18 protein-coding genes and 1 pseudogene are annotated in these 19,587 nt (G+C 72.8%); 8 read left to right on the forward strand and 11 right to left on the reverse strand.

The genetic code is table 11. The features are described 5' to 3' along the window. Positions 1-47: 47 nt before the first annotated feature. Positions 48-1,466, reverse strand: a complete 1,419-nt coding sequence (locus KUM38_RS15335) for a HEAT repeat domain-containing protein (RefSeq protein ID WP_217129934.1) — start codon at positions 1,464-1,466, stop codon at positions 48-50. A 300-nt stretch (positions 1,467-1,766) separates the two neighbouring features. Next, positions 1,767-2,159, reverse strand: coding sequence for an ankyrin repeat domain-containing protein (locus KUM38_RS15340; RefSeq protein ID WP_217129935.1), 393 nt, complete (start codon positions 2,157-2,159; stop codon positions 1,767-1,769). Positions 2,160-2,420: 261 nt separating this feature from the next. On the opposite strand from KUM38_RS15340, the gene KUM38_RS15345 reads away from it, so the two are divergent. Continuing rightward, positions 2,421-2,615 (forward strand): hypothetical protein, encoded by a 195-nt coding sequence (locus tag KUM38_RS15345; RefSeq protein WP_190167020.1) that lies wholly within the window; start codon positions 2,421-2,423, stop codon positions 2,613-2,615. A 49-nt stretch (positions 2,616-2,664) separates the two neighbouring features. Then, positions 2,665-4,356 carry a type IV secretory system conjugative DNA transfer family protein gene (locus tag KUM38_RS15350; RefSeq protein WP_217129936.1) on the forward strand — a complete coding sequence of 564 codons (1,692 nt, stop codon included), beginning with the start codon at positions 2,665-2,667 and terminating at the stop codon, positions 4,354-4,356. A 173-nt stretch (positions 4,357-4,529) separates the two neighbouring features. On the opposite strand, the gene KUM38_RS15355 is transcribed toward KUM38_RS15350, so the two are convergent. After that, positions 4,530-6,029 (reverse strand): PLP-dependent aminotransferase family protein, encoded by a 1,500-nt coding sequence (locus tag KUM38_RS15355; protein ID WP_217129937.1) that lies wholly within the window; start codon positions 6,027-6,029, stop codon positions 4,530-4,532. A gap of 99 nt (positions 6,030-6,128) precedes the next feature. Here KUM38_RS15355 and KUM38_RS15360 point away from each other — a divergent pair, with 99 nt between their 5' ends. The 4 genes from KUM38_RS15360 (at position 6,129) to KUM38_RS15375 (ending at position 9,607) form a co-directional block, all read left to right on the forward strand. Further along, positions 6,129-6,794, forward strand: a complete 666-nt coding sequence (locus KUM38_RS15360) for a YitT family protein (RefSeq protein ID WP_217129938.1) — start codon at positions 6,129-6,131, stop codon at positions 6,792-6,794. After that, the gene (locus tag KUM38_RS15365) at positions 6,791-7,558 is read left to right on the forward strand and encodes a glycerophosphodiester phosphodiesterase (RefSeq protein WP_217129939.1); all 768 of its coding nucleotides are present in this window, start codon (positions 6,791-6,793) and stop codon (positions 7,556-7,558) included. The genes KUM38_RS15360 and KUM38_RS15365 overlap by 4 nt, the downstream gene beginning before the upstream one ends. Before the next feature lie 50 nt (positions 7,559-7,608). Further along, positions 7,609-8,955, forward strand: coding sequence for an MFS transporter (locus KUM38_RS15370; RefSeq protein WP_217129940.1), 1,347 nt, complete (start codon positions 7,609-7,611; stop codon positions 8,953-8,955). Positions 8,956-9,232: 277 nt separating this feature from the next. After that, positions 9,233-9,607: an RNA polymerase-binding protein RbpA gene (locus KUM38_RS15375; RefSeq protein ID WP_003977404.1), complete on the forward strand. Its 375-nt coding sequence runs from the start codon at positions 9,233-9,235 to the stop codon at positions 9,605-9,607. A gap of 121 nt (positions 9,608-9,728) precedes the next feature. Here KUM38_RS15375 and fxsA read toward each other — a convergent pair whose 3' ends face one another. The 4 genes from fxsA to KUM38_RS15395 form a co-directional block, all read right to left on the reverse strand. Then, the gene (gene fxsA / locus KUM38_RS15380; RefSeq protein ID WP_217129941.1) at positions 9,729-10,310 is read right to left on the reverse strand and encodes an FxsA family membrane protein; all 582 of its coding nucleotides are present in this window, start codon (positions 10,308-10,310) and stop codon (positions 9,729-9,731) included. A 72-nt stretch (positions 10,311-10,382) separates the two neighbouring features. Beyond that, the gene (locus tag KUM38_RS15385; protein ID WP_308408975.1) at positions 10,383-11,279 is read right to left on the reverse strand and encodes a polyprenol monophosphomannose synthase; all 897 of its coding nucleotides are present in this window, start codon (positions 11,277-11,279) and stop codon (positions 10,383-10,385) included. 539 nt (positions 11,280-11,818) lie between these two features. Further along, positions 11,819-13,423 (reverse strand): amidohydrolase, encoded by a 1,605-nt coding sequence (locus KUM38_RS15390; protein WP_217129942.1) that lies wholly within the window; start codon positions 13,421-13,423, stop codon positions 11,819-11,821. 158 nt (positions 13,424-13,581) lie between these two features. Further along, positions 13,582-14,022, reverse strand: a complete 441-nt coding sequence (locus KUM38_RS15395) for an Lrp/AsnC family transcriptional regulator (protein WP_030867874.1) — start codon at positions 14,020-14,022, stop codon at positions 13,582-13,584. Positions 14,023-14,289: 267 nt separating this feature from the next. On the opposite strand from KUM38_RS15395, the gene KUM38_RS15400 reads away from it, so the two are divergent. Further along, positions 14,290-14,724, forward strand: coding sequence for a hypothetical protein (locus KUM38_RS15400; protein WP_217129943.1), 435 nt, complete (start codon positions 14,290-14,292; stop codon positions 14,722-14,724). A 332-nt stretch (positions 14,725-15,056) separates the two neighbouring features. Here KUM38_RS15400 and KUM38_RS15405 read toward each other — a convergent pair whose 3' ends face one another. Beyond that, positions 15,057-16,229, reverse strand: a complete 1,173-nt coding sequence (locus KUM38_RS15405; RefSeq protein WP_217129944.1) for an acyl-CoA dehydrogenase family protein — start codon at positions 16,227-16,229, stop codon at positions 15,057-15,059. Positions 16,230-16,450: 221 nt separating this feature from the next. Here KUM38_RS15405 and KUM38_RS41835 point away from each other — a divergent pair. Beyond that, positions 16,451-16,887 (forward strand): annotated as a pseudogene (locus tag KUM38_RS41835) (chitinase); the annotation flags it as partial. 20 nt (positions 16,888-16,907) lie between these two features. Here KUM38_RS41835 and KUM38_RS15410 read toward each other — a convergent pair. The 3 genes from KUM38_RS15410 to KUM38_RS15420 all read right to left on the reverse strand — a co-directional run bounded on the left by KUM38_RS15410 (position 16,908) and on the right by KUM38_RS15420 (position 19,330). Continuing rightward, on the reverse strand, positions 16,908-17,564 hold the full coding sequence (locus KUM38_RS15410) for a TetR/AcrR family transcriptional regulator (protein WP_217129945.1): 657 nt from the start codon (positions 17,562-17,564) through the stop codon (positions 16,908-16,910). A gap of 94 nt (positions 17,565-17,658) precedes the next feature. Continuing rightward, on the reverse strand, positions 17,659-17,799 hold the full coding sequence (locus KUM38_RS15415; protein WP_106979546.1) for an SCO1431 family membrane protein: 141 nt from the start codon (positions 17,797-17,799) through the stop codon (positions 17,659-17,661). A 142-nt stretch (positions 17,800-17,941) separates the two neighbouring features. Further along, a complete protein-coding gene (locus KUM38_RS15420; protein ID WP_217129946.1) occupies positions 17,942-19,330 on the reverse strand; it encodes a peptidase C39 family protein in 1,389 nt (462 codons plus the stop codon). Positions 19,331-19,587 lie beyond the last annotated feature (257 nt).

Here is a 19,587-nt window from a genome sequence, read left to right on the forward strand (position 1 = left end):
ACCTGACCCACGGGCCATCCGCCGTTCACCGGCCTCGCGGAAGGCGGTCACACGGCGGGCTCCTCGGGACCGATCCGGCTGCGCACGGCGGTCTGCACCTCGGCCTCCTCGGCCGGGTCCGCGGCGAGCCTGCGCAGGCGCTCCACGACCCGGGTGTCCCCGGTCTCGGCGTGCCGGGCGGCGATCTCGCGGGTGGACTCCTCGCAGTCCCACAGGCACTCGACGGCGAAGCCGGTGCCGTAGGAGGGGTCGGTCGCGGCGAGGGCGCGGGCGGCGCGGCCCCGCAGATGGGACGAGGCGGTCTCGCGGTAGACGTGGCGGAGCACGGGGGCGGCGCAGGCGATGCCGAGGCGTCCGGCGCCGTCGACGAGGGTCCACAGGGTGGGCGCGTCGGGGCCCTCGCCCCGTACCGCCTCCCTCAGCGCCGCGAGGACCAGGTCACGGTCCTGGACGCCGCCCCGGCAGGCGAGGACACGGCCGGCGGCGGCGCCGAGCGGGTCGGGCCGGCGGGCCCAGCCGCGCGCCCGGTCGACGGCGGCGAGACTGCGCATGCGTTCGAAGGCGTCGAGGGCGGCCTCCACGACGGCCGTCGAGCCGGTGGCCACGGCGCCCTCGATCAGGCCGAGGGCGTCGGGGTCGTTGCTGTCGGCGAGATACCGCAGGGCGGTGCACCGGGCTCCCTCGGTGCCGTCCTGGGCGGCCCGGACGATCTCGGGCCGGTCCTCGGGGCCCGCCACGGCGGTGAGGCAGCGGGCGGCCGGGACATGGAGCGCGGCGCCGCGCTCGACGCCTTGCTGGGCCCACTCGAACACGGCCCGCACGCTCCAGCCGGGACGGGGCCCGGTGGGGCGCATCTGCCGCTGCCAGCGGTCGAAGGACCCGGCCTCCTGGGCGGCGCGCACACGCGTGGCGACGGCCTCGCGGGGATCGTCGGCCCACAGTCGCCAGGGCCGTGGTTCGAAGGCGTCACGGACGGTGGCGGCGAGTTCCGCCTCGCCCTCGGCGTCGGTGGCGAACCGCGCGAGGACCGGGGCGGCGAGGGCGCGCAGGCCCGCGTCGTCGTCCCGCAGCGCCAGCTCGTCCAGGGCCCAGGCCCAGTTGGTGCCGTGGGCGGCGTACCTGCGCAACAGGTCGAGGGCCTCCCGCCTGCCGTAGGAGGCGAGGTGCCCGAGGACCGCGAGGGCGAGTCCGGTGCGGGACTCGTCGGTGTCGAGGACGTCCTCGGGGTCGAAGAGGTGGGCCTCGATCGCGTCCAGTTCGCCGTGCAGATCGAGGTAGAGGCGGGCGTAGTAGAGGGAGCGGTTCTCCACCTGCCAGTCGTGGCGCGGGTCGCGCAGCACACAGTGGTTCAGCGCCGTGAGCGCTTCGGAGCGCGGGGCGGTGAGCGCGTGCAGCGTGCCGTCACCACGGCCCCGCTGGAGCAGGCCGAGCAGCGTACCGCTGGGCGCTATGACCGGATCGAACATGGGAAACAGCCTCACATCAAGCGTCGACGCAACCGGGGACGTGCATTACCTGGCCGCGTGACAACACGTCGGGGCGCCCGCCGTTTCCTGCTTGCTGTAGACCATCTCTCTCTGCCTCTCGTCGGTGGCCCATGCGGACCGCATCACGGCCCGCGCGGTGCGGCAACACCTGCCCAGCCATCGCGTCCGTGAATCACGTCGTCATGATGACCCGGCGGTCACATCTACCGCGACCGAAATTTCGGCGGCCCTGTACCGCCTCCCCCGTTTTCCGTGTCGTCGCTGGTCGGAGCGTGTCGTTCAGCCTTCGCCGAACAGTTCGAGCAGTTCCGTACGACCGAACATCCGGGCCGTGTCGACGGCCGAGGGGGTGCCCGCGGACGGGTCCGCGCCGCCCTTCAGGAGGGCCTGGATCACCTCGGTCTCGCCCTTGAAGACCGCTCCCGCGAGTGGCGTCTGGCCCCGGTCGTTGACGCGGTCGGCGTCGGCGCCGCGCTCCAGCAGGGCGCGCACCGCCTCGGCGTGACCGTGGTACGCGGCGAGCATCACGAGGGAGTCGCCCCGGTCGTTGGTCAGGTCGGCCGGCACGCCCGCGTCGACGTAGGCCACGAGCTCCTCGGTCCGGCCGCGCCGGGCCAGATCGAAGATCTTGGTCGCCAGCTCCACGACCTCGGGGTCGGGGGCTTCAGTCATCGCGGGACCGCCTCTCACTGCACGTGCTTCACGCATCGGGGACAGGACGTACGTCTGCGAGCGGTGCAGAGCCGTACGGGTGAATCGCCAGAGTACTGGCTCGCCGGGCACATGACCTGTTGCGCCCGAGGTAATGATCACGGCAGACCCATGCGGGGGAAAGGCCGCGAATCGACCCAGTTGCACCTTTTATCGTATAGATACATTCTGTGAGCCTGGACGTACTCATGGTGACTGTCCCCGCGAACCAGGAGAACTCACATGATCATCTCGATCTCATGCGTGGTGCTGCTCGGCATCGTCGTCTTCATCTTCTTCCGCAAGGACGGACTGAAGGCGTCGCACGCCTTGGTGGCGATGCTCTTCGGCTTCTATCTGGCCAGCACGGCCATCGCACCCAGCATCAAGGCGGGCGGCGAAAGCCTGGCCGGCCTCCTGGGCGGATTCAAGTTCTGATCCGCCCGACCACGCACCACCCGCCCGTACACACCCTCTGGAGACAGCAGTGGCCCGGCGCCCCCTCCCCCGCATCCTGAGCAACGGCGGCGCACAGCTCGCCCGGAGCCGGGAGCTGGCCAGGACGGCGGCCGACAGCGCCACGGACGTCCTCCACCCGCTGATCACCATCACACGCGGTCTGCGCCGGCTGGCCTCGGCCGGGCGGCGCAGGTGGGCCGACACCCCCAAGGACCGGCGCGGCGCGCTGCTCTTCCTGGTGGCGTCGGTCCTGCTGGTCGTGGCGCTCGCGCCGTACGGTCCCCTGCTCGCCGTCATCACCCTGATGGCGGCGGCGGCCTGGCAGGGCCGGGACCGCGCCCCGTCGGCGCCCGCCGGGCCCGACGCGTCACAGGTCCAGCGCCTGAAGTCGCTCTACGAGGCCCTGGTGCCGTACTTCTCCGCCGCCGAGGACCCCGAACCGCTCTACGCCCACGGCGGCGACTGGGAGAAGGTCTTCTCCGAGTACGAGTTCGACGCCACCGGCCGGATCGCGCACCTGGTGATCGGCTACCCCGCCTACTTCACCGACGGCGAGCCGGAGTCACGGGCGCGGATCGAGCACCTGCTCGGCGCGAAGTCGGGGCGCGGCCGCGAGTACCACTTCGCGTGGGACGAGGAGGCCAACCAGCTCACGGTCCGCGTCCTCGCCCCCCTGCCCACCGACATCGCCGCCCAGCCCTTCGTCACGGCCCCCGGCGAGACGGTGCTCGGCTTCACCGACCCCACCGGGGTGCAGCGGACGCTGCCGCTCACCCACGGCGTCCACGGCGAGGAGCGGCGCGATGTCCCGCCCGTCGTCTGGCGCACCGGCATCCGTTCCACCGAGCCCCATCTGCTCGTGACCGGCCAGCCGGGCAGCGGCACCTCGACACTGCTGCGCTCCATCGCCCTGCAGGCCCTCCACCACGGCGACGTGGTGATCGTCGACGGGGGCGGCACCGGCGAGTACGCCTGTCTGACCGGCCGGGACGGCGTGCTCGCCGTGGAGTGCGGGCTGACGGGGGCGCTGACGAGCCTGGAGTGGGCCGCGCACGAGACGGAGCGCCGGCTGATCGCGGCCAACCGCGCGCATCAGGCGGGTGACCCGCCGCCCGAGGACACCAGGCGTCCCCTGTGGCTGCTGCTGGACCGGCCGAGCGCGTTCACGCACCTGGCCGCCGCGGACGGTCACCAGGACCCCCAGTCGCTGCTCCAGGTTCCGCTGCGGCACGGCCGCCCGGCGAACGTCACCGTGGTCGTCGCCGAGCAGCTCGACGGCCTGGAGGGCCTCAGCGACCCGGTACGGCAGCACACGCGCGCGCGGGTCGTCCTCGGGCCCGCGACGGCGGAGCAGCTGAGGGCCGTTCTGGGGGCGCCGCCGCACACCACCCCGGTCGACCAGGTCCCGCCGGGGCGCGGGTACGCCCGGCTGGGCTCGGGGCCGGTCCACCGTCTTCAGGTTCCGGCGACGCCGGACCCGTACGACGACGCGACCAGCGACGCGGAGCGGCAGGCGGTGCTCGACCTGCTGCCGCCTCGGACGACACCCGCGGACGAGGAGCCGGAGCGGCTGGAGGCGGGGGTGGTGGAGGCCGTGCGCCTCGACAAGGTGAGGGTGGAGAAGGTGGCCGCGGCGGCCTCCGCCGAGACCGAGGGACCGGCGGAGGCGCCCTCCGAGGCTGTCGGCGCCGAGGCGGCGGTGGCGGAGCCCACCACCTAGCCGACCGTCGGTGCCCCCCGGGTCCTGCCGTTGGAGCGATGCCTTGTGGCACGTGCCGCTGCGCCCACCCGTGCCGCCCTGGGGGTACCTCCCAGGCCCTTAAGGCACTGGGGGAGGCACGACTGCCCGCAGTCAGAGGGGCACCGGTGCCTACCTGAACGACCGTCCCTTGGCTACGCCACAAATGTGCGGGGGGTCTCCGTGCCGGACGTGCCGCCTGTTTCGACGATGCGAGCTGCCGCGGAGAGGCGGGCCGCCGCCTCCTCCGCCACCGCGCCGCCCACCGTGAAGGGCAGCCGTACGTAGCCCTCGAACGCTCCGTCGACGCCGAAGCGGGGGCCGGACGGCACCCGGACGCCCACCCGTTCGCCCGCCTCGGCCAGGCGTGAGCCGGAGAGGCCGCCGGTGCGCACCCACAGCGTGAGCCCGCCGCGCGGCACCTCGAACTCCCAGTCGGGCAGCTCCCGCCGCACCGCGGTCACCAGCTCGTCCCGGTTCTGCCGGGCCTGGGCGCGCCGTACCTCCACCGCCTGTTCCCAGCCACCGGTGCCGAACAGCCAGTTCACGGCCAGCTGTTCCAGTACGGGCGTGCCTAGATCGGCGTACGCGCGTGCGGCGACGAGGCTGCGGATGACGTCGGGGGCCGCGCGCACCCAGCCGATGCGCATGCCGGCCCAGAAGGCCTTGCTCGCCGAGCCGACCGTGATCACCGTGGACCCGGCGGGGTCGAAGGCGCACACCGGGCGGGGCATCTCCACGTCCGCGTCGAGCCACAGCTCGCTCATCGTCTCGTCGGCGACCAGCACCGTGCCCGCGGAACGCGCCGCGTCGACCAGGCGGCGCCGCTGGTCCTCGTCGGCGAGCGCGCCGGTCGGATTGTGGAAGTCGGCGACGACGTACGCGATCCGGGGCGCCGCCTCGCGCAGCACCTGGCGCCAGCGGTCCATGTCCCAGCCGGTCAGTCCCTCGGCCATGGCGACGGGGACGAGCCGGGCGCCGGCCTCCCGCATCAGCTGGAGGATGTTGGCGTAGGACGGCGACTCGACCGCGATGCGCTCACCGCGTCCCCCGAAGAGGTGACAGATGGCGTCGATGGCACCCATGGCGCCGGTCGTCACCATGATCTGCTCGGGCATGGTCGGGATGCCCCGCGCGGTGTAGCGGTCCGCGATCATCGAGCGCAGCGCGGGCAGCCCGGCGGGATAGTCGCCATGGGTGTGCGCGTACGGCGGAAGCTCCTCCAGCGCGCCCTGGACGGCCCGGGTGAGCCAGGGCTCGGGCGCGGGCAGCGCGGCACAGCCGAGGTCGATCATCGAGCCGAGGGCCTCGGGCGGCAGCGGTTCCAGTCCCCGCGCGGGCACCGGATTGCCGGCCGGGACCGCGGTCCAGCTGCCCGCGCCGCGCCGTGACTCCAGGAACCCCTCGGTGCGCAGCGCCTCGTAGGCGGCGGCCACGGTGGTACGGCTGACGGAGAGGGCGAGGGCCAGCTCCCGCTCGGCGGGCAGCCGCGCGGCCACCGGTACGCGCCCTTCCAGCACCAGCAGGCGGATGCCGTCGGCGAGCGCGCGGTAGGCGGGCGGGCGGCGGGTCCCGGGACCGGCCGGGCGGTCCTGCTGGGAGTTGAGCAGCCGGGCGAGCTGCGCCGCACCCACTGCGGAGGTCCACTGCACCACGAGAATCAGTCCACCTTCCCCGGATTGGCCCTGGATGGCACCATCGACCAAGCCACATGGTGTCACGCGTCGGTCCACTTCCACCACAGGGGGCACGTTTTGGCCAGGTACTCGTCCCGGAACGGGCATCTCGCGCGGCGACTGTTCCAGCTGTACGCGGGTCTGGCGCTGTACGGCGCGAGTTCGGCGCTGCTGGTCCGGTCGGGGCTCGGCCTCGAACCGTGGAACGTGCTGCACCAGGGCCTGTCCGAGCGGACGGGACTGTCCATGGGCGTGGTGCTGACGCTCGTGGGCGCGGCGGTGCTGCTGCTGTGGATCCCGCTGCGTCAGCGGCCGGGCCTTGGCACCGTCTCCAACGTGCTGGTGATCGGCGCGGCGATGGACGCGGCCCTGGCCGTGGTCCCCGACGCGCACACCATGGCCGTACGCGTGCCGCTGATGGCGGCGGGCATCGTGCTCAACGGCGCGGCGACCGGGCTGTACATCGCGGCACGCTTCGGCCCGGGCCCGCGTGACGGACTGATGACGGGCCTGCACCGGCGCACCGGGGTGTCGGTCCGTCTGGTCCGCACGGCCATCGAGATCGCGGTCGTCGCCACCGGCTTCGTCCTCGGCGGCACGGTGGGCGTCGGCACCTTGCTGTACGCGGTGACGATCGGCCCGCTCGCCCAGCTGTTCCTGCGGGTCTTCGCCGTCCCCCCGGCATCCGACGGCAGCACGGTCGTTGCCGCCGGTCAACCACGGCGCGCGATACTGCGTCCGTGACCCCGCGGATACGCCACCCCTACCTCGACCATCCCGGCCCGATCGCCTTCGCCCACCGGGGCGGTGCGGCGGACGGCCTGGAGAACACCGTCCGGCAGTTCCGGCGCGCCGTCGAGGCGGGCTACCGGTACATCGAGACCGACGTCCACGCCACGCGCGACGGCCGGCTCGTCGCCTTCCACGACGCGACCCTCGACCGGGTGACGGACGGCGCGGGCCGGATCGCCGATCTGCCGTGGCGGGACGTGGCGCACGCGCGCGTGGCGGGCGAGGAACCGGTCCCCCTGTTCGAGGAGCTCCTGGAGACCTTCCCCGAGGTGCGCTGGAACGTCGACGTGAAGGCCGAACCGGCCCTCCTGCCCTTCCTGGACCTGATCGGACGCACCGACTCCTGGGACCGGGTCTGCCTCGGATCGTTCTCCGAGGCCCGGGTGGTGCGCGCCCAGCGGCTGGCCGGCCCGCGGCTGGCCACCTCGTACGGCACCCGGGGCGTGCTGAACCTGCGGCTGCGGTCCTGGGGACTGCCGGCCGCGGTGCGCCGGTCGGCCGTCGCCGCCCAGGTCCCCGAACAGCAGTCGGGCATCCAGGTGGTCGACCACCGGTTCGTGCGGGCCGCCCACGCGCACGGCCTGCAGGTGCACGTGTGGACCATCAACGAGGCCGACCGGATGCACCGGCTCCTGGACCTCGGGGTGGATGGCATCATGACCGATCACATCGACACACTGCGCAAGGTCATGGAGGACCGCGGCATCTGGGTCTGAGACCCCGCGCCCGGCCGCCTCCGCGCGCTCACGGGGAAGCGAGGGCACGGGTGGACACCGACACCGTGCGGTCACCGGCGCCGGACGAGGCCGCCGGCCGGCGGCGCGAGCAGCGCGGCTGGTACTTCTACGACTGGGCCTGCTCCGTGTACTCCACGAGCGTGCTCACCGTGTTCCTCGGCCCCTATCTGACGTCGGTCGCCGAGGCCGCGGCGGACGCGGACGGATTCGTCCACCCACTGGGCATACCGGTGCGCGCGGGGTCCTTCTTCGCCTACTCGGTCTCCCTGTCGGTGATCGTGGCCGTGCTGGTGATGCCGCTGGTGGGCGCCGCCGCCGACCGCGCCGGACGCAAGAAGCCGCTGCTCGCGGCCGCCGCCTACACCGGGGCCGCGGCCACCGCCGGCATGTTCTTCCTCGGCGGTGAGCGCTATCTCCTCGGCGGCGTGCTGCTGGTGGTGGCGAACGCCGCGCAGTCCGTCGCGATGATGCTCTACAACTCCTACCTCCCGCAGATCGCCACGCCCGAGGAGCGCGACGCGGTCTCCTCGCGCGGGTGGGCCTTCGGTTACGCGGCCGGGGCCCTGGTCCTCGTTCTGAACCTCGTCCTCTACACCGGTCACGACGGCTTCGGTGTCTCCGAGGGCACGGCGGTGCGCATCTGTCTGGCGTCGGCCGGTCTGTGGTGGGGCGCCTTCGCGCTGGTGCCGCTGCGCCGGCTGCGCGACCGTCGTGCTCCCGCGCGGGAGGCGGCCCTGCCGGGCTTCCGTCAGCTGGCGGCGACCGTCCGCGACATGCGCCGGCACCCGCTGACGCTGGCGTTCCTGCTGGCGTACCTCGTCTACAACGACGGCATCCAGACGGTGATCACCCAGGCCTCGGTGTACGGCTCGAAGGAACTGGGGCTCGGGCAGTCGACGCTCATCGTGGCCGTGCTGCTGGTCCAGGTGCTGGCGGTGGCGGGCGCCCTGGCGCTGGGCCGGCTGGCCCGGCGGTACGGTGCGAAGCGCGCGATCCTCGGCTCCCTGGTCGCCTGGACCCTGACCCTGGCCGCCGGGTACTTCCTGCCCGCCGGCGCCCCCGCGTGGTTCTTCGTGCTGGCGGCCGGTATCGGTCTGGTCCTCGGCGGCAGCCAGGCGCTGTCCCGCTCGCTCTTCTCCCACCTCGTTCCGCCCGGCAAGGAGGCCGAGTACTTCTCCGCGTACGAGGTGAGCGACCGCGGGACGAGCTGGCTCGGGCCGCTGCTGTTCGGTCTCACCTACCAGCTGACGGGCAGTTACCGGGACGCGATCATCTCCCTGGTGGGCTTCTTCGTCCTGGGTTTCGTGCTGCTCGCACGGGTGCCGGTGCGGCGGGCGATCGCCGAAGCGGGCAACCCGGTTCCCGAAAGGATTTAGCGCTGGGCGCGAAAGGGCTGTAGTGTACGCGTTTGGCCTGCCAGGCGTACCGTTACTGCGCGTCAAAGATGCCGAACGCTGAGTCGCATCTCCTTGCAGATGTGACAAACCGGACGTCGGGGGGTACTGCACTGGTTGACAAGGCTGCGGCTACGACGGCGACACATGACCCGGATCGGGACTCCGGACGGGAATCTTTACCGCCGCCCGGACGTTGACCGGATGACGACGACAGCGACACCTGTCCTGTGGGCGACAAGCCCGGGAGGCACGATTCATGAGTGAGCGAGCTCTTCGCGGCACGCGCCTCGTGGTGACCAGCTACGAGACGGACCGCGGCATCGACCTGGCCCCGCGCCAGGCCGTGGAGTACGCATGCGAGAAGGGGCACCGCTTCGAGATGCCCTTCTCGGTCGAGGCGGAGATCCCGCCGGAGTGGGAGTGCAAGGTCTGCGGTGCCCAGGCACTCCTGGTGGACGGCGACGGCCCCGAGGAGAAGAAGGCCAAGCCCGCGCGTACGCATTGGGACATGCTGATGGAGCGGCGCACCCGAGAGGAACTCGAAGAGGTCCTCGAGGAGCGTCTCGCCGTTCTGCGCTCCGGTGCGATGAACATCGCGGTTCACCCCAGGGACAGCCGAAAGTCGGCTTGATCCCGCCGGGGGCTTGAGCGAAGCCGCACAGTGGCACAGGACCGCGGGCGCCGTACGTCACGTACGGCGCCCGCGGTCCTGTGTGCGTGCGGGGGACCCAGCTGTGGGACCCGGCCCGCCCTCAGCGGGTGAGCGGCGGGCGCGGTCCCTGCGGGGTGTCCCCCGGAGCGCCTCCGGGTTCGTCCCGGACGACCTCGCCCTGGACGACCTTGCCGTCGGGCCTGCGCATACGGGCCTGCTGGAAGGCGTCCCCGAGAGAGCCCTGCGCGGCCTCGCGGAGCTTGCGCTCGAAGGTGCGCTCGGCGTGACGGCTCACGGCCTTCTGCACCGGCGGCACCAGCAGGAGCAGCCCCACCGCGTCCGAGATCACACCGGGGATGATCAGCAGCAGGCCGCCCAGCATCGTCAGGCCGTTGCCCTCGCTGTTCGGCCGGGCTTCGGACAGCACCCCGCCCTGCTGCTGTTGCAGCGTCTCGGTCAGGTTCTTGAAGGCCCGTCGGCCGGCCCGCTTGATGACGGCCGAGCCGAGGACGAGGCCGGCCACCAGGATCAGGAAGACCACCAGTCCGTTCGACGCCCCGGCGGCCATGGTGAGCAGCCAGATCTCCAGCACGAGCCATGCGGCGACACCCAGCGGCAGGAAGGTGCGCAGCCGGGAGCGCCGGGGCCGGGCGGGATACGGGGTCTGAGCGCCAGTCGTCATGCTCCCAGTGTGCCTGGGCCCGGCTCAGCACGGGATAAGCGGGATCACCGGGACGAACGGGCGGTCGTACGCCTACGGTTCGGACCGCTTGACGTCCGGCTCGGGCTGCTTGGCGTCCGGCTCCACTTGCTGCTTGACGTCCGGCTCGGGCTGCTTGACGTCCGGCTCCGCTCGCTGCTTGTCGTCACCGCGCCCGAGGACCTTGCCGACCCGCTCCCCCACGCCCCACGCCGTGACCCGCCACAGCGCTTCGACGAGGATGTCGCGGCTCATCTTGGAATCGCCGAGTTCGCGCTCGACGAAGGTGATGGGGACCTCGACGACGTGGTAGCCGGCCTTCACCGCGCGGCGGGCCAGGTCGACCTGGAAGCAGTACCCCTGGGAGGCCACTTCCTCGAGGCCGAGGCCCTCCAGCGTCTCGCGGCGGAAGGCGCGGAAGCCACCGGTGATGTCGCGCAGCGGCAGATCGAGCGCCACGCGCGAGTAGAGGCTGCCCCCGCGCGAGATGAACTCACGGGACTTGGGCCAGTTCACCACCCGGCCGCCGGGCACCCAGCGCGAACCGAGCACCAGGTCGGCGCCCTTGAGGGCGGTCAGCAGACGAGGCAGTTCCTCGGGCTGGTGGGAACCGTCGGCGTCCATCTCGACGAGCACGCCGTAGCCGTGCTCCATGCCCCAGCGGAAGCCCGCGAGATAGGCCGCGCCCAGGCCCTCCTTGCCCTTGCGGTGCAACACCTGGACGCGGTCGTCCCCGGCGGCCAGTTCATCGGCGAGCTTGCCCGTGCCGTCGGGGCTGTTGTCGTCGGCCACGAGAACGTGCGCCTCGGGAACGGCCTCGCGCACCCGGCCGACGATCGCCTTGATGTTCTCCGCCTCGTTGTAGGTCGGGATGATCACCAAAGCCGTGCCGAGCGGGCCGAAGTTCCTCCCCTGGGATCCTGCCGCGAGGGTCCCGTCGCCGTCGTTCACTGCTGCCCCTTCATGTCCTGTGCGCAGGATCCCACCATAGTGGGCACGGCCTGCGCCGACGTGACAGGACGTTCATATGGTGGTGTCGTTTACCGAAGATCGGGTAAGAACTCACTTTTTGGGTGTGCGAAGAGGGCAGCGGATGGGGGCCCGGCGCCCTTCGGGCCGGCCCGGGACCCGCCGGCTGCGGATCGCCCTGAAGCCGTTGTCTACTGAGCACCCGGGCCCCACCCGGGGTCACACCTCCCCGGCCGGCTGGAACGTCCCTCGGTACCGCGCCGCCGCTGAGCCTGGCTCCCAGTGACGGTGCTCCGGTGCGGCGCGCCGTCCCTGACCCAGCGGCGCTGACCCGAGTGGCCGGACGTTCTCCGGTCGGGCGTCCGGTGGTGGACCCGGCCGAACCTATCGGCCCCCCGCCGCCGCCTGTCAACAGTCGTTTGACCTGCGTAATGTGGTTCAAATGCCTGGTCAGCGGCGAGGATGCGCAGGTCGCGAGACGGGGACCCGGTGCATGATCGCCACCGTGCCACCCCCGTAGATCACTCGCCCGGCCGTACGAACACCGTGCGCCCGCCGACCACGGTCCGCAGGCAGACCGGCAGGTCACGGCCGGGGGCGAGGTCGGGCAGGCCGGGGGTGCCGGAGCGGGGGTCGGTGGACCAGCGCGCCACCCGGTCGTCGGGGGCCTGGACGACGAGTTCACCGGTGCGCCAGAGGGCGTAGTCGGCGGGGGCCCCGGGCACCAGGACGCCCGCGTCGTCGCGTCCGACCGCCCGCCAGCCGCCGCGCGTGTGCGCGGTGAACGCGGCGCGCACGGAGACCCGGTGCTCCGGTGTGCGGTGGAAGGCGGCGGCCCGGACCGTGCCCCAGGGGTCGAGGGGGGTGACCGGGCTGTCGGAGCCGAAGGCGAGCGGGACGCCGGCCCGCAGCAGCGCCGCGAAGGGGTTCAGGGAGCGGGCCCGCTCCGCTCCCAGGCGCCGCGCGTACATGCCGTCCTCGCCGCCCCACAGGGCGTCGAAGGCGGGCTGGACGGAGGCGGTCAGACCGAGTTCGGCGAAGGCCGCGACGGTCTCGGGGGTGAGCATCTCGGCGTGCTCGACACGGTGCCGGGCGGCGCGGACGCGGGCGAGGCCGAGCGTGCCGGCGGCGGCCCGCAGGCCGTCGACGACGGTGCTCACGGCGGCGTCACCGATGGCGTGGAAGCCGGCCTGGAGACCGGCCTCGGTGCAGGCGACGACGTGGGCCGCGACGGCGGCCGCGTCCAGGTGTGCGGTGCCGGTGTGGGCGGCGTCGGCGTACGGCTCGTGCAGGCACGCGGTGTGCGAGCCGAGGGCGCCGTCGGCGAACAGGTCGCCCGCGGCGCCGATCGCGCCCAGTTCGCGGGCCTTGGCGACGTCCTGTTCGGCCCAGTAGCCGACGACGCGCGGGCCGCTCTCTTCCGCGGCGAGCCGCAGCAGTCCGGTGAAGTCGTCCTCGGAGGAGATCTCCGGTCCGCCGCACTCGTGGACCGTGCCGATGCCGAGGGAGGCGGCGTGGTCGAGGGCGGCGCGCTGGGCCTCGGTGCGCTGGGCCGGTGTGACGGCGGCCAGGGCGGCGGCGCGGACGGCGTGATGGGCGTCCCCGGTGAGCGGGCGGTCCTCGCGGGTGGCGGCGCCCGGGACGAGGTCGAGCAGCGCGGTGGTGACGACCGCGGAGTGGACGTCGATCCGGCTGAGGTAGAGGGGGCGGCCGCCGGTGGCCTCGTCGAGTTCCGCGCGGGTCGGGGGCCGGCCGCCGGGCCAGCGGGCGGCGTCCCAGCCGTGACCGAGGAGGACCCGGTCGTCCGGACGGGCGGCGGCGAACTCCCGTACGCGGGCCAGCGCGGCCTCGAGGGAAGGGGCGGTGGACAGGTCGAGGCCGGTGAGGGCGAGGCCGGTGGCCGTGGTGTGGACGTGCGCGTCGGTGAAGGCGGGGGTGACCAGCGCACCGTCGAGGTCGATCACCTCGTCGACCCCGTCCGCGAAGGCGTCGGCGGCGCCCTCGGAGCCGACCCAGGCGACCTGACCGCGCTCGACGACCATCGCGGTCGCGAAGGGGTCGGCGGGACTGTGGACCTCCCCGCGGCGGAGCAGGACGGTGCGGGACGGGACGGTGCGTTCACTCATGCCCCACAGTTTCGCGCGTCGCGCGGGGTGCTCCGCACGCAGGGCCGTCTCACCGCGAGGAGACGGCCCGTGGGGGCCACTACCGCCCCACTGTGACCGCCCCGCCGCCCCTTCCCGGCCCCAAAGCCCCGCTCCTCGAACGCCGGAGGGGCTGTGGTTCAGATGCGCGGCGGGCGGGCTTCGTACGGTGTGGAGAGGACCACCGTCGTACGGGTGGAGACGCCCGCCAGTGAGCGCACGCGGGCGAGCAGTTCCTCCAGTTCGTGCGGTGTGGAGACGCGCACCTTCAGGATGTAGTTCTCGTCGCCCGCGACGCTGTGGCAGGCCTCGATCTCGGGGACGCCGGCGAGACGGTCCGCGATGTCGTCGGGGGCGCTGGGGTCGAAGGGTTTGACCGAGATGAAGGCGGTCATGGGCAGACCGACGGCCTCCGGGTCGACGACCGCGGCATAGCCGCGGATGACGCCACGCTGTTCCAGCCGGCGCACCCGCTGGTGCACGGCCGACGTGGACAGGCCCGTGGCCTTGCCCAGGTCTGTGTAGCTCATCCGCCCGTCCTTGACGAGCAGCTGCACGATCTGTCGGTCCAGCTCCTCCATGGCGCAAGAACCTACAGTGCGCTTGATCTCCTCGGATACCTGAGCCGCCCAGGTCATGCCCGGTTCGTGACGCACCGGGGACCGCCGCGCGCCGTCCGGGGGGACAAAGCCCCCGCACGGGGCATCCGCACATGGCATGTGACGAACGCCACACCTTTCGAACGGTCTCCGTGATGTCCCCGTGATTACCCCGGAGGGGGGACGGGAAGTGCTTGCTGTGGTCGAGGCCGCAGTGCCTTCACGGCCCAGCCCGAGGGGGAGAACCCAATGCAGAGTCTTAAGCGCCTTGGTCGTACCACGTCCAAGCGGCAGCAGCCGGTCGTCGAGCTCGATCCGGAGTACGTCGAACCCGACGCCCCGGACGAGGAACTCGACGCCTACGACACCTTCGAGATGTACCGGGTCGTCTGCCCGGACTGCGCGCAGCCCATCGCCCTGCTCGCGGACGAGGACGTCCTGCCGGAGCACGCGCTGTGCGCCTCGCCGTGGAACCCGTTCGGGCTCACGGTCTGCGCCGGCACCGGCCGCCGGGCCGCCGAGGCACGGCCGGCCGACGAGTCCGTCACTCCCCAGGAGCAGGACACCGCCCTGCTGTTGACGCTCCCTCAGGGACTCGACTGGCGCACCCAGCCCTTCTCGCACGTCGGCGGTCCGGGCTCGCGTCCGATCCGGGTCCCGGCGATGCGGCGGCACGCCGCCTGAGCACACACCGGTACGGGGGCGGCGCGGTCCGCCGCCCCCGTCCGCGCGGGACGGCCGCGAACGCACGTCCTGTTCCGGAGGTCGGTGACCCGTCGGGCCGCTTCCACGTTGCCCGGGTATGACGACCCCCACGTACTCGACGACCGGGCGTCAACGCCGTGTCCTCGTGCCGCCGCCCACGGAGGCGGTCGCGCCCGCGCCGCCCCGGCTCCCGGATCCGCCGATCTACCGCGACCTCATGCGGACCTGGGCCGACCGGGGCCGCACGGTGCCCGGGCGGCAGGATCCGGAGTGGACCCGGCTCGTCGCGCCCTGGCGGGGGCCCGGCCGGCTCAGCGGGTCTCCGGGCCCGCGAGATGGCGGGCGATGACCATGCGCTGGATCTGATTGGTGCCCTCGACGATCTGCAGGACCTTGGCCTCACGCATGTAGCGCTCGGCGGGGAAGTCCGCGGTGTAGCCGTAGCCGCCGAGGATCTGCACGGCGTCGGTGGTGACCCGCATCGCCGTGTCGCTGCAGTGCAGCTTGGCCATGGCGGCCTGCTTGGCGAACGGCCGCCCCGCGTCGCGCAGCCGGGCCGCCGCCAGGTACAGCGCGCGTCCCGCCTCGATCTGCGTGGCCATGTCGGCGAGCATGAAGCGCAGTCCCTGGAAGTCGGCGATCGGCTTGCCGAACTGCCGCCGCTCGGCCGCGTAGCCGAGCGCCTCGTCCAGCGCCGCCTGGGCCAGGCCGATCGCGCAGGCGGCGATGCCGAGCCGGCCGCCGTCCAGCGCCGACAGGGCGATCGCGAAGCCCTGCCCCTCCTCACCGACCCGCCTCGCGTCGGGGACCCGGACGCCGTCGAGATGGACCTGGGCGGTCGGCGAGCCCTTCATCCCCATCTTCTTCTCCGGCACGGCGGCGCTCAGCCCCTCGGCGTCACCGGGCACCAGGAACGCGGTGATGCCGCGCGGGCCCTCCTCGCCGGTACGGGCCATGACGGTGTAGAAGTCGGCGATGCCGCCGTGGGTGATCCACGCCTTGGTGCCGGTGATCACCCAGTCGTCCCCGTCGCGCACCGCCTTGGTGCGCAGGGAGGCCGCGTCGGAGCCCGAGGCGGGCTCGGAGAGGCAGTAGGCGCCGAGCAGGCCGCCGCCGAGCATCGCGGGCAGATGCTCGGCCTGCTGCTCCTTGGCGCCGAAGGCGGCGAGCGCGTAGCAGGCCAGGGTGTGCACGCTGACGCCGAGGCCGACGGTGAGGCGGGCCGCGGCGAGCTCTTCGAGGACCTGGAGGTAGACCTCGTACGGCTGGTCGCCGCCGCCGTACTCGGCGCCGTAGGGCAGGCCGAGCAGGCCGGACTCGGAGAGCAGGGTGAACAGTTCGCGGGGGAAGCGTCCCGCGTCCTCCTCCTCGGCCGCCCGCGGGGCGACCTCGCGCTGCGCGATGTCGCGGACGAGCGAGATCAGGTCCCGGGCCTCGTCCGTGGGCAGTTGCCGGTCCACCGGCTGCGGGGCGCGGTCGGGCATGGCGACGCTCTCCTCCCTGTTCGGGCACATCGGCGTGCGCCTTGGGTGGGGGCGGCTCCGCCGGGGTCGTATCGGTGCCTGGCCGATGCTCGCACTCCCGGGTCTCGGAAGCTGCTGACCAGCGGCTGTGCGCTGCGAGTATGCCCGATCGGCCGCAGCAAGTCACCCGTTAACGACCGCTCACTTCAAGAAACTCCCTTCGCCGCGATCGGTTCGAACCATTGACCAACTGGTCTAGTCCTCCTAGTGTTTCCCCCTACCGTCCCCGCACCCTGCGGGCGCTCGTGTCCGCCGCGTGCACCGCCGTGCTCGACGCCGGACCGCTCGCCGCGCGGGCGCCCCGACCGCGACCGCCGCGACCTCGGCTCAGGAGGCCGCCGCCGGTGCCGAGGTCATCGGGTGCTTCACCGAATGGGGCACCTACGACCGCGAGTACTACGTCAAGAACATCGGGACGTCGGGCTCCGCGGACGGGCCCACCCACATCAACCACGCCTTCGGCGACGTCACCGGCGGCACGTGCGCCATCGGCGACCTCTGCGCGGCGACCGAGCGCACCTGCACGGTCACCGAGTCCGTCGGCGTCGTCGCCGACACCTGGGACCAGCCACCGCTCGGCACCTTCGACCAGCTGCGCGAACCGAAGAAGGAGCACCCCGGCCGCTGTCCGGGTCCGGGTCAGCCGTCGCGGCGGGCGGGTGCCGGGGCCGGGTGGGCGGGGTCCAGCTCCTCGATGGCGCGCATGGCCCCGCCGAGCGTCTTCACCAGCAGCTCGCTCATGGTCTCGCGGGACAGTTCACCGCGGTCGATCCACGCGAGCGCGGCGCCCTCCACGCTGCACACCCAGGCCAGCAGCCCCATCCGCGCCACCGGCGCGATGTCCGTACGGCCGTAGGCACCCTCGGCGATGGTCGCGACGATGGCCTCGCGCACCCCGTCCCGGATCGCGTGCACCTCGGTGTCGAAGCCGACGCCGCCGCTGACGATCGCGCGGTAGGCGGCCTGGTTGTGCTCGGCGTACCGCAGATAGCTGTCGATGGTGCGGTGCACCCGCTCCACGGGCGGCAGTCCGGCCCCACCCGCGGCGAAGGAGACCAGGCCGGCCACCGAGTCCTCGATGATCGCCAGGTAGTAGCCGCGCTTGGAGTGGAAGTAGTAGTAGATCAGCCCCTTGGCGACCTGCGCCTGGCGTGCGATGTCGTCCATCGAGAGCGCGTCGTACGACGTGTCCGCGAACAACCTCCGCCCGATGGCGATGAGTTCGGCGCGACGCGCGGACGAACGCTCGGTACCGCGCGCCGCGGGGCGTACGGCGGGCTGCCGGCTGATGTTCAATTTCGACCCAGGTCTTCCTGCGGGCGGTGGGACATCCCGCCGCAGTATGTCAGGTCGTCCGGAGGGCCCGGACCGGCATCCCCGCGACTTCGGGTTACAGCAGTCCCAGTTGGGTCACGAACATCGCGAGGACCACGACGAGGGTCCATCCCATGGCGTGTTCGAAGATCTTCGGGCCGTCCTCCCGGGGGCCGCCGGTGCGGGCGCGGGTGACGGTGGCTGCGTTCGCGGTCATGGCTTCTCGCTGGTCTCTGTGGTGCGGTGGACTCCCCCTGCGACTGACGTCCACCTTGCCACCGTGGGCGGCCTCTGTGGCCGAGAGGTTGGTCACAGCCGTCCGACGGGCCCGGTCGACCGGGCCCGTCGGACGGACCGGCTCAGCGCACGCCCACCGCCGCGAGCGCCTTGCGCTGCCGCGGGGTCGGCCGGGCCGGGAAGTAGAGGTAGCAGATCCCCCCGGTGCCGGAGACGACCTTCCCGGAGGCGTTGTACCGCTTGGTCCGCAGCCAGATGTTCTCCCACTCGCGCCGGTCGTAGACACGGCGCACGGCCTCGTTGTCGTCCGAGGCGGGGTCGTTGGCGATCACATCGCCGTCGGCGGTGAAGCCGATCACCGTCATCAGATGCCCGGAGGTGCCGTACCCCGCCCCGGTCAGCTCCTCCGCCAGGAACGACTGCGACGTGATGGCCGGAATGCCCGCGGCGATCAGCGTCTCCAGGTCGGTGAGGGAGCCGAGGCGGGTGACCACGCCCTGGAGGCCGTCGAAGGTGGCCGCGTAGGCGGCGTTGAACGGCCAGTTGCCGCAGCCGGCGTACTGGTAGTCGTACGTGTACCGGGCCGCGTGGCAGATCTGCGGGTCGGCATAGGACGGATCGACCCAGGACAGCTGCTCCTCGGTGAGCCGCCCTCCCCAGTATTCGATGATCATCTGCGAGGAGGTGGGGCTGCACCAGGCCTCGCCGCCGTTGTCGTACTCCGGGTACTGGCCCTTGTGGATCTCCTGCGAGTAGCGCGGGACGACCAGCTCCCCGGCGAGGCCGGGCTCCGAGGCGGGGACGGTGAACCGGTCGGGGACGTCGGAGCCCATGGCGCCGAGCCGCCACACCGTCGGGGTGAGCCGGGTGCCGGGGCGGCGGTGGAGGGTCAGCCGCAGCCGGTACGAGACGACGCGCGGGCCCGAGGCCGTGTCGTCCACGGAGAGCGTGTCCGTCCAGACGGTGCTCTTCCCGTCGCTCTGGCCGTCCACCGAGGTGCGCCGGATGTCCTGGTCGCCGGCGGCCCAGCGGCCCATGACGTACCAGGGGCTGTCCGTGCCGTCGGAGTACGTGCCCTTCAGCTCGATCTGGAGCCAGGTGCCCTCGGGGGTGTGCGCGTTCCAGGAGGCGATGACCTCCGTCGCCGGAACCCCGGGACGGTGCACGGGCGAGGTCCAGGTCGCGTACTCCCAGGCGGCCGTGCGGCCGGTGTGCGGGTCGGTGTAGTCCGTGGTGCCGGCGGGCCGCGCGATCACGAGGCCGGGGCGGGCGCCGGCGACGGCACGGGTCCCGTCGGCGGTGCCGCCGCGCCAGTCGGCGTACGAGGTCCAGGCCCGGTTGTCGACGGGACGGGCGGCGGTCCGGCCGGTGCCGGCGGTGTCGGTGGCGCGTCCGGCCGGGATACCGGCCGTCGGGATGCCGGCGGACGCCGGGCCCGCGCTCCCGGCGACGGCGGCGACGACCGCCGCGGCCAGGAGGGATCTGCGGGAGGGCAGTTCGGCTCTGCTCATGGGTGGAGGACCCCCAGGTGTCGGAGTCGGGACAGGACCAAGGCACGGCCGGCCGGACGGCGTACGTCCGCCGGATGGAGCGGGTGTGCGCCAACTATGAACGCAGCCGGGCGGATCCTGCCAGCACCCCGGCCGTGCCGAGTCCGACCGACATGGGACTCGACCAATGGCGGGACCCGCGGCGGGCCTGTCCGGCCGAGGGCTCGGGGGCTTCTCCGTCCGGGCATCCGGGCTCGTCCGTCCGGGGGCCTAGAGTG

This window comes from Streptomyces sp. AC558_RSS880, from assembly GCF_019049255.1.
Classification (GTDB): domain Bacteria; phylum Actinomycetota; class Actinomycetes; order Streptomycetales; family Streptomycetaceae; genus Streptomyces.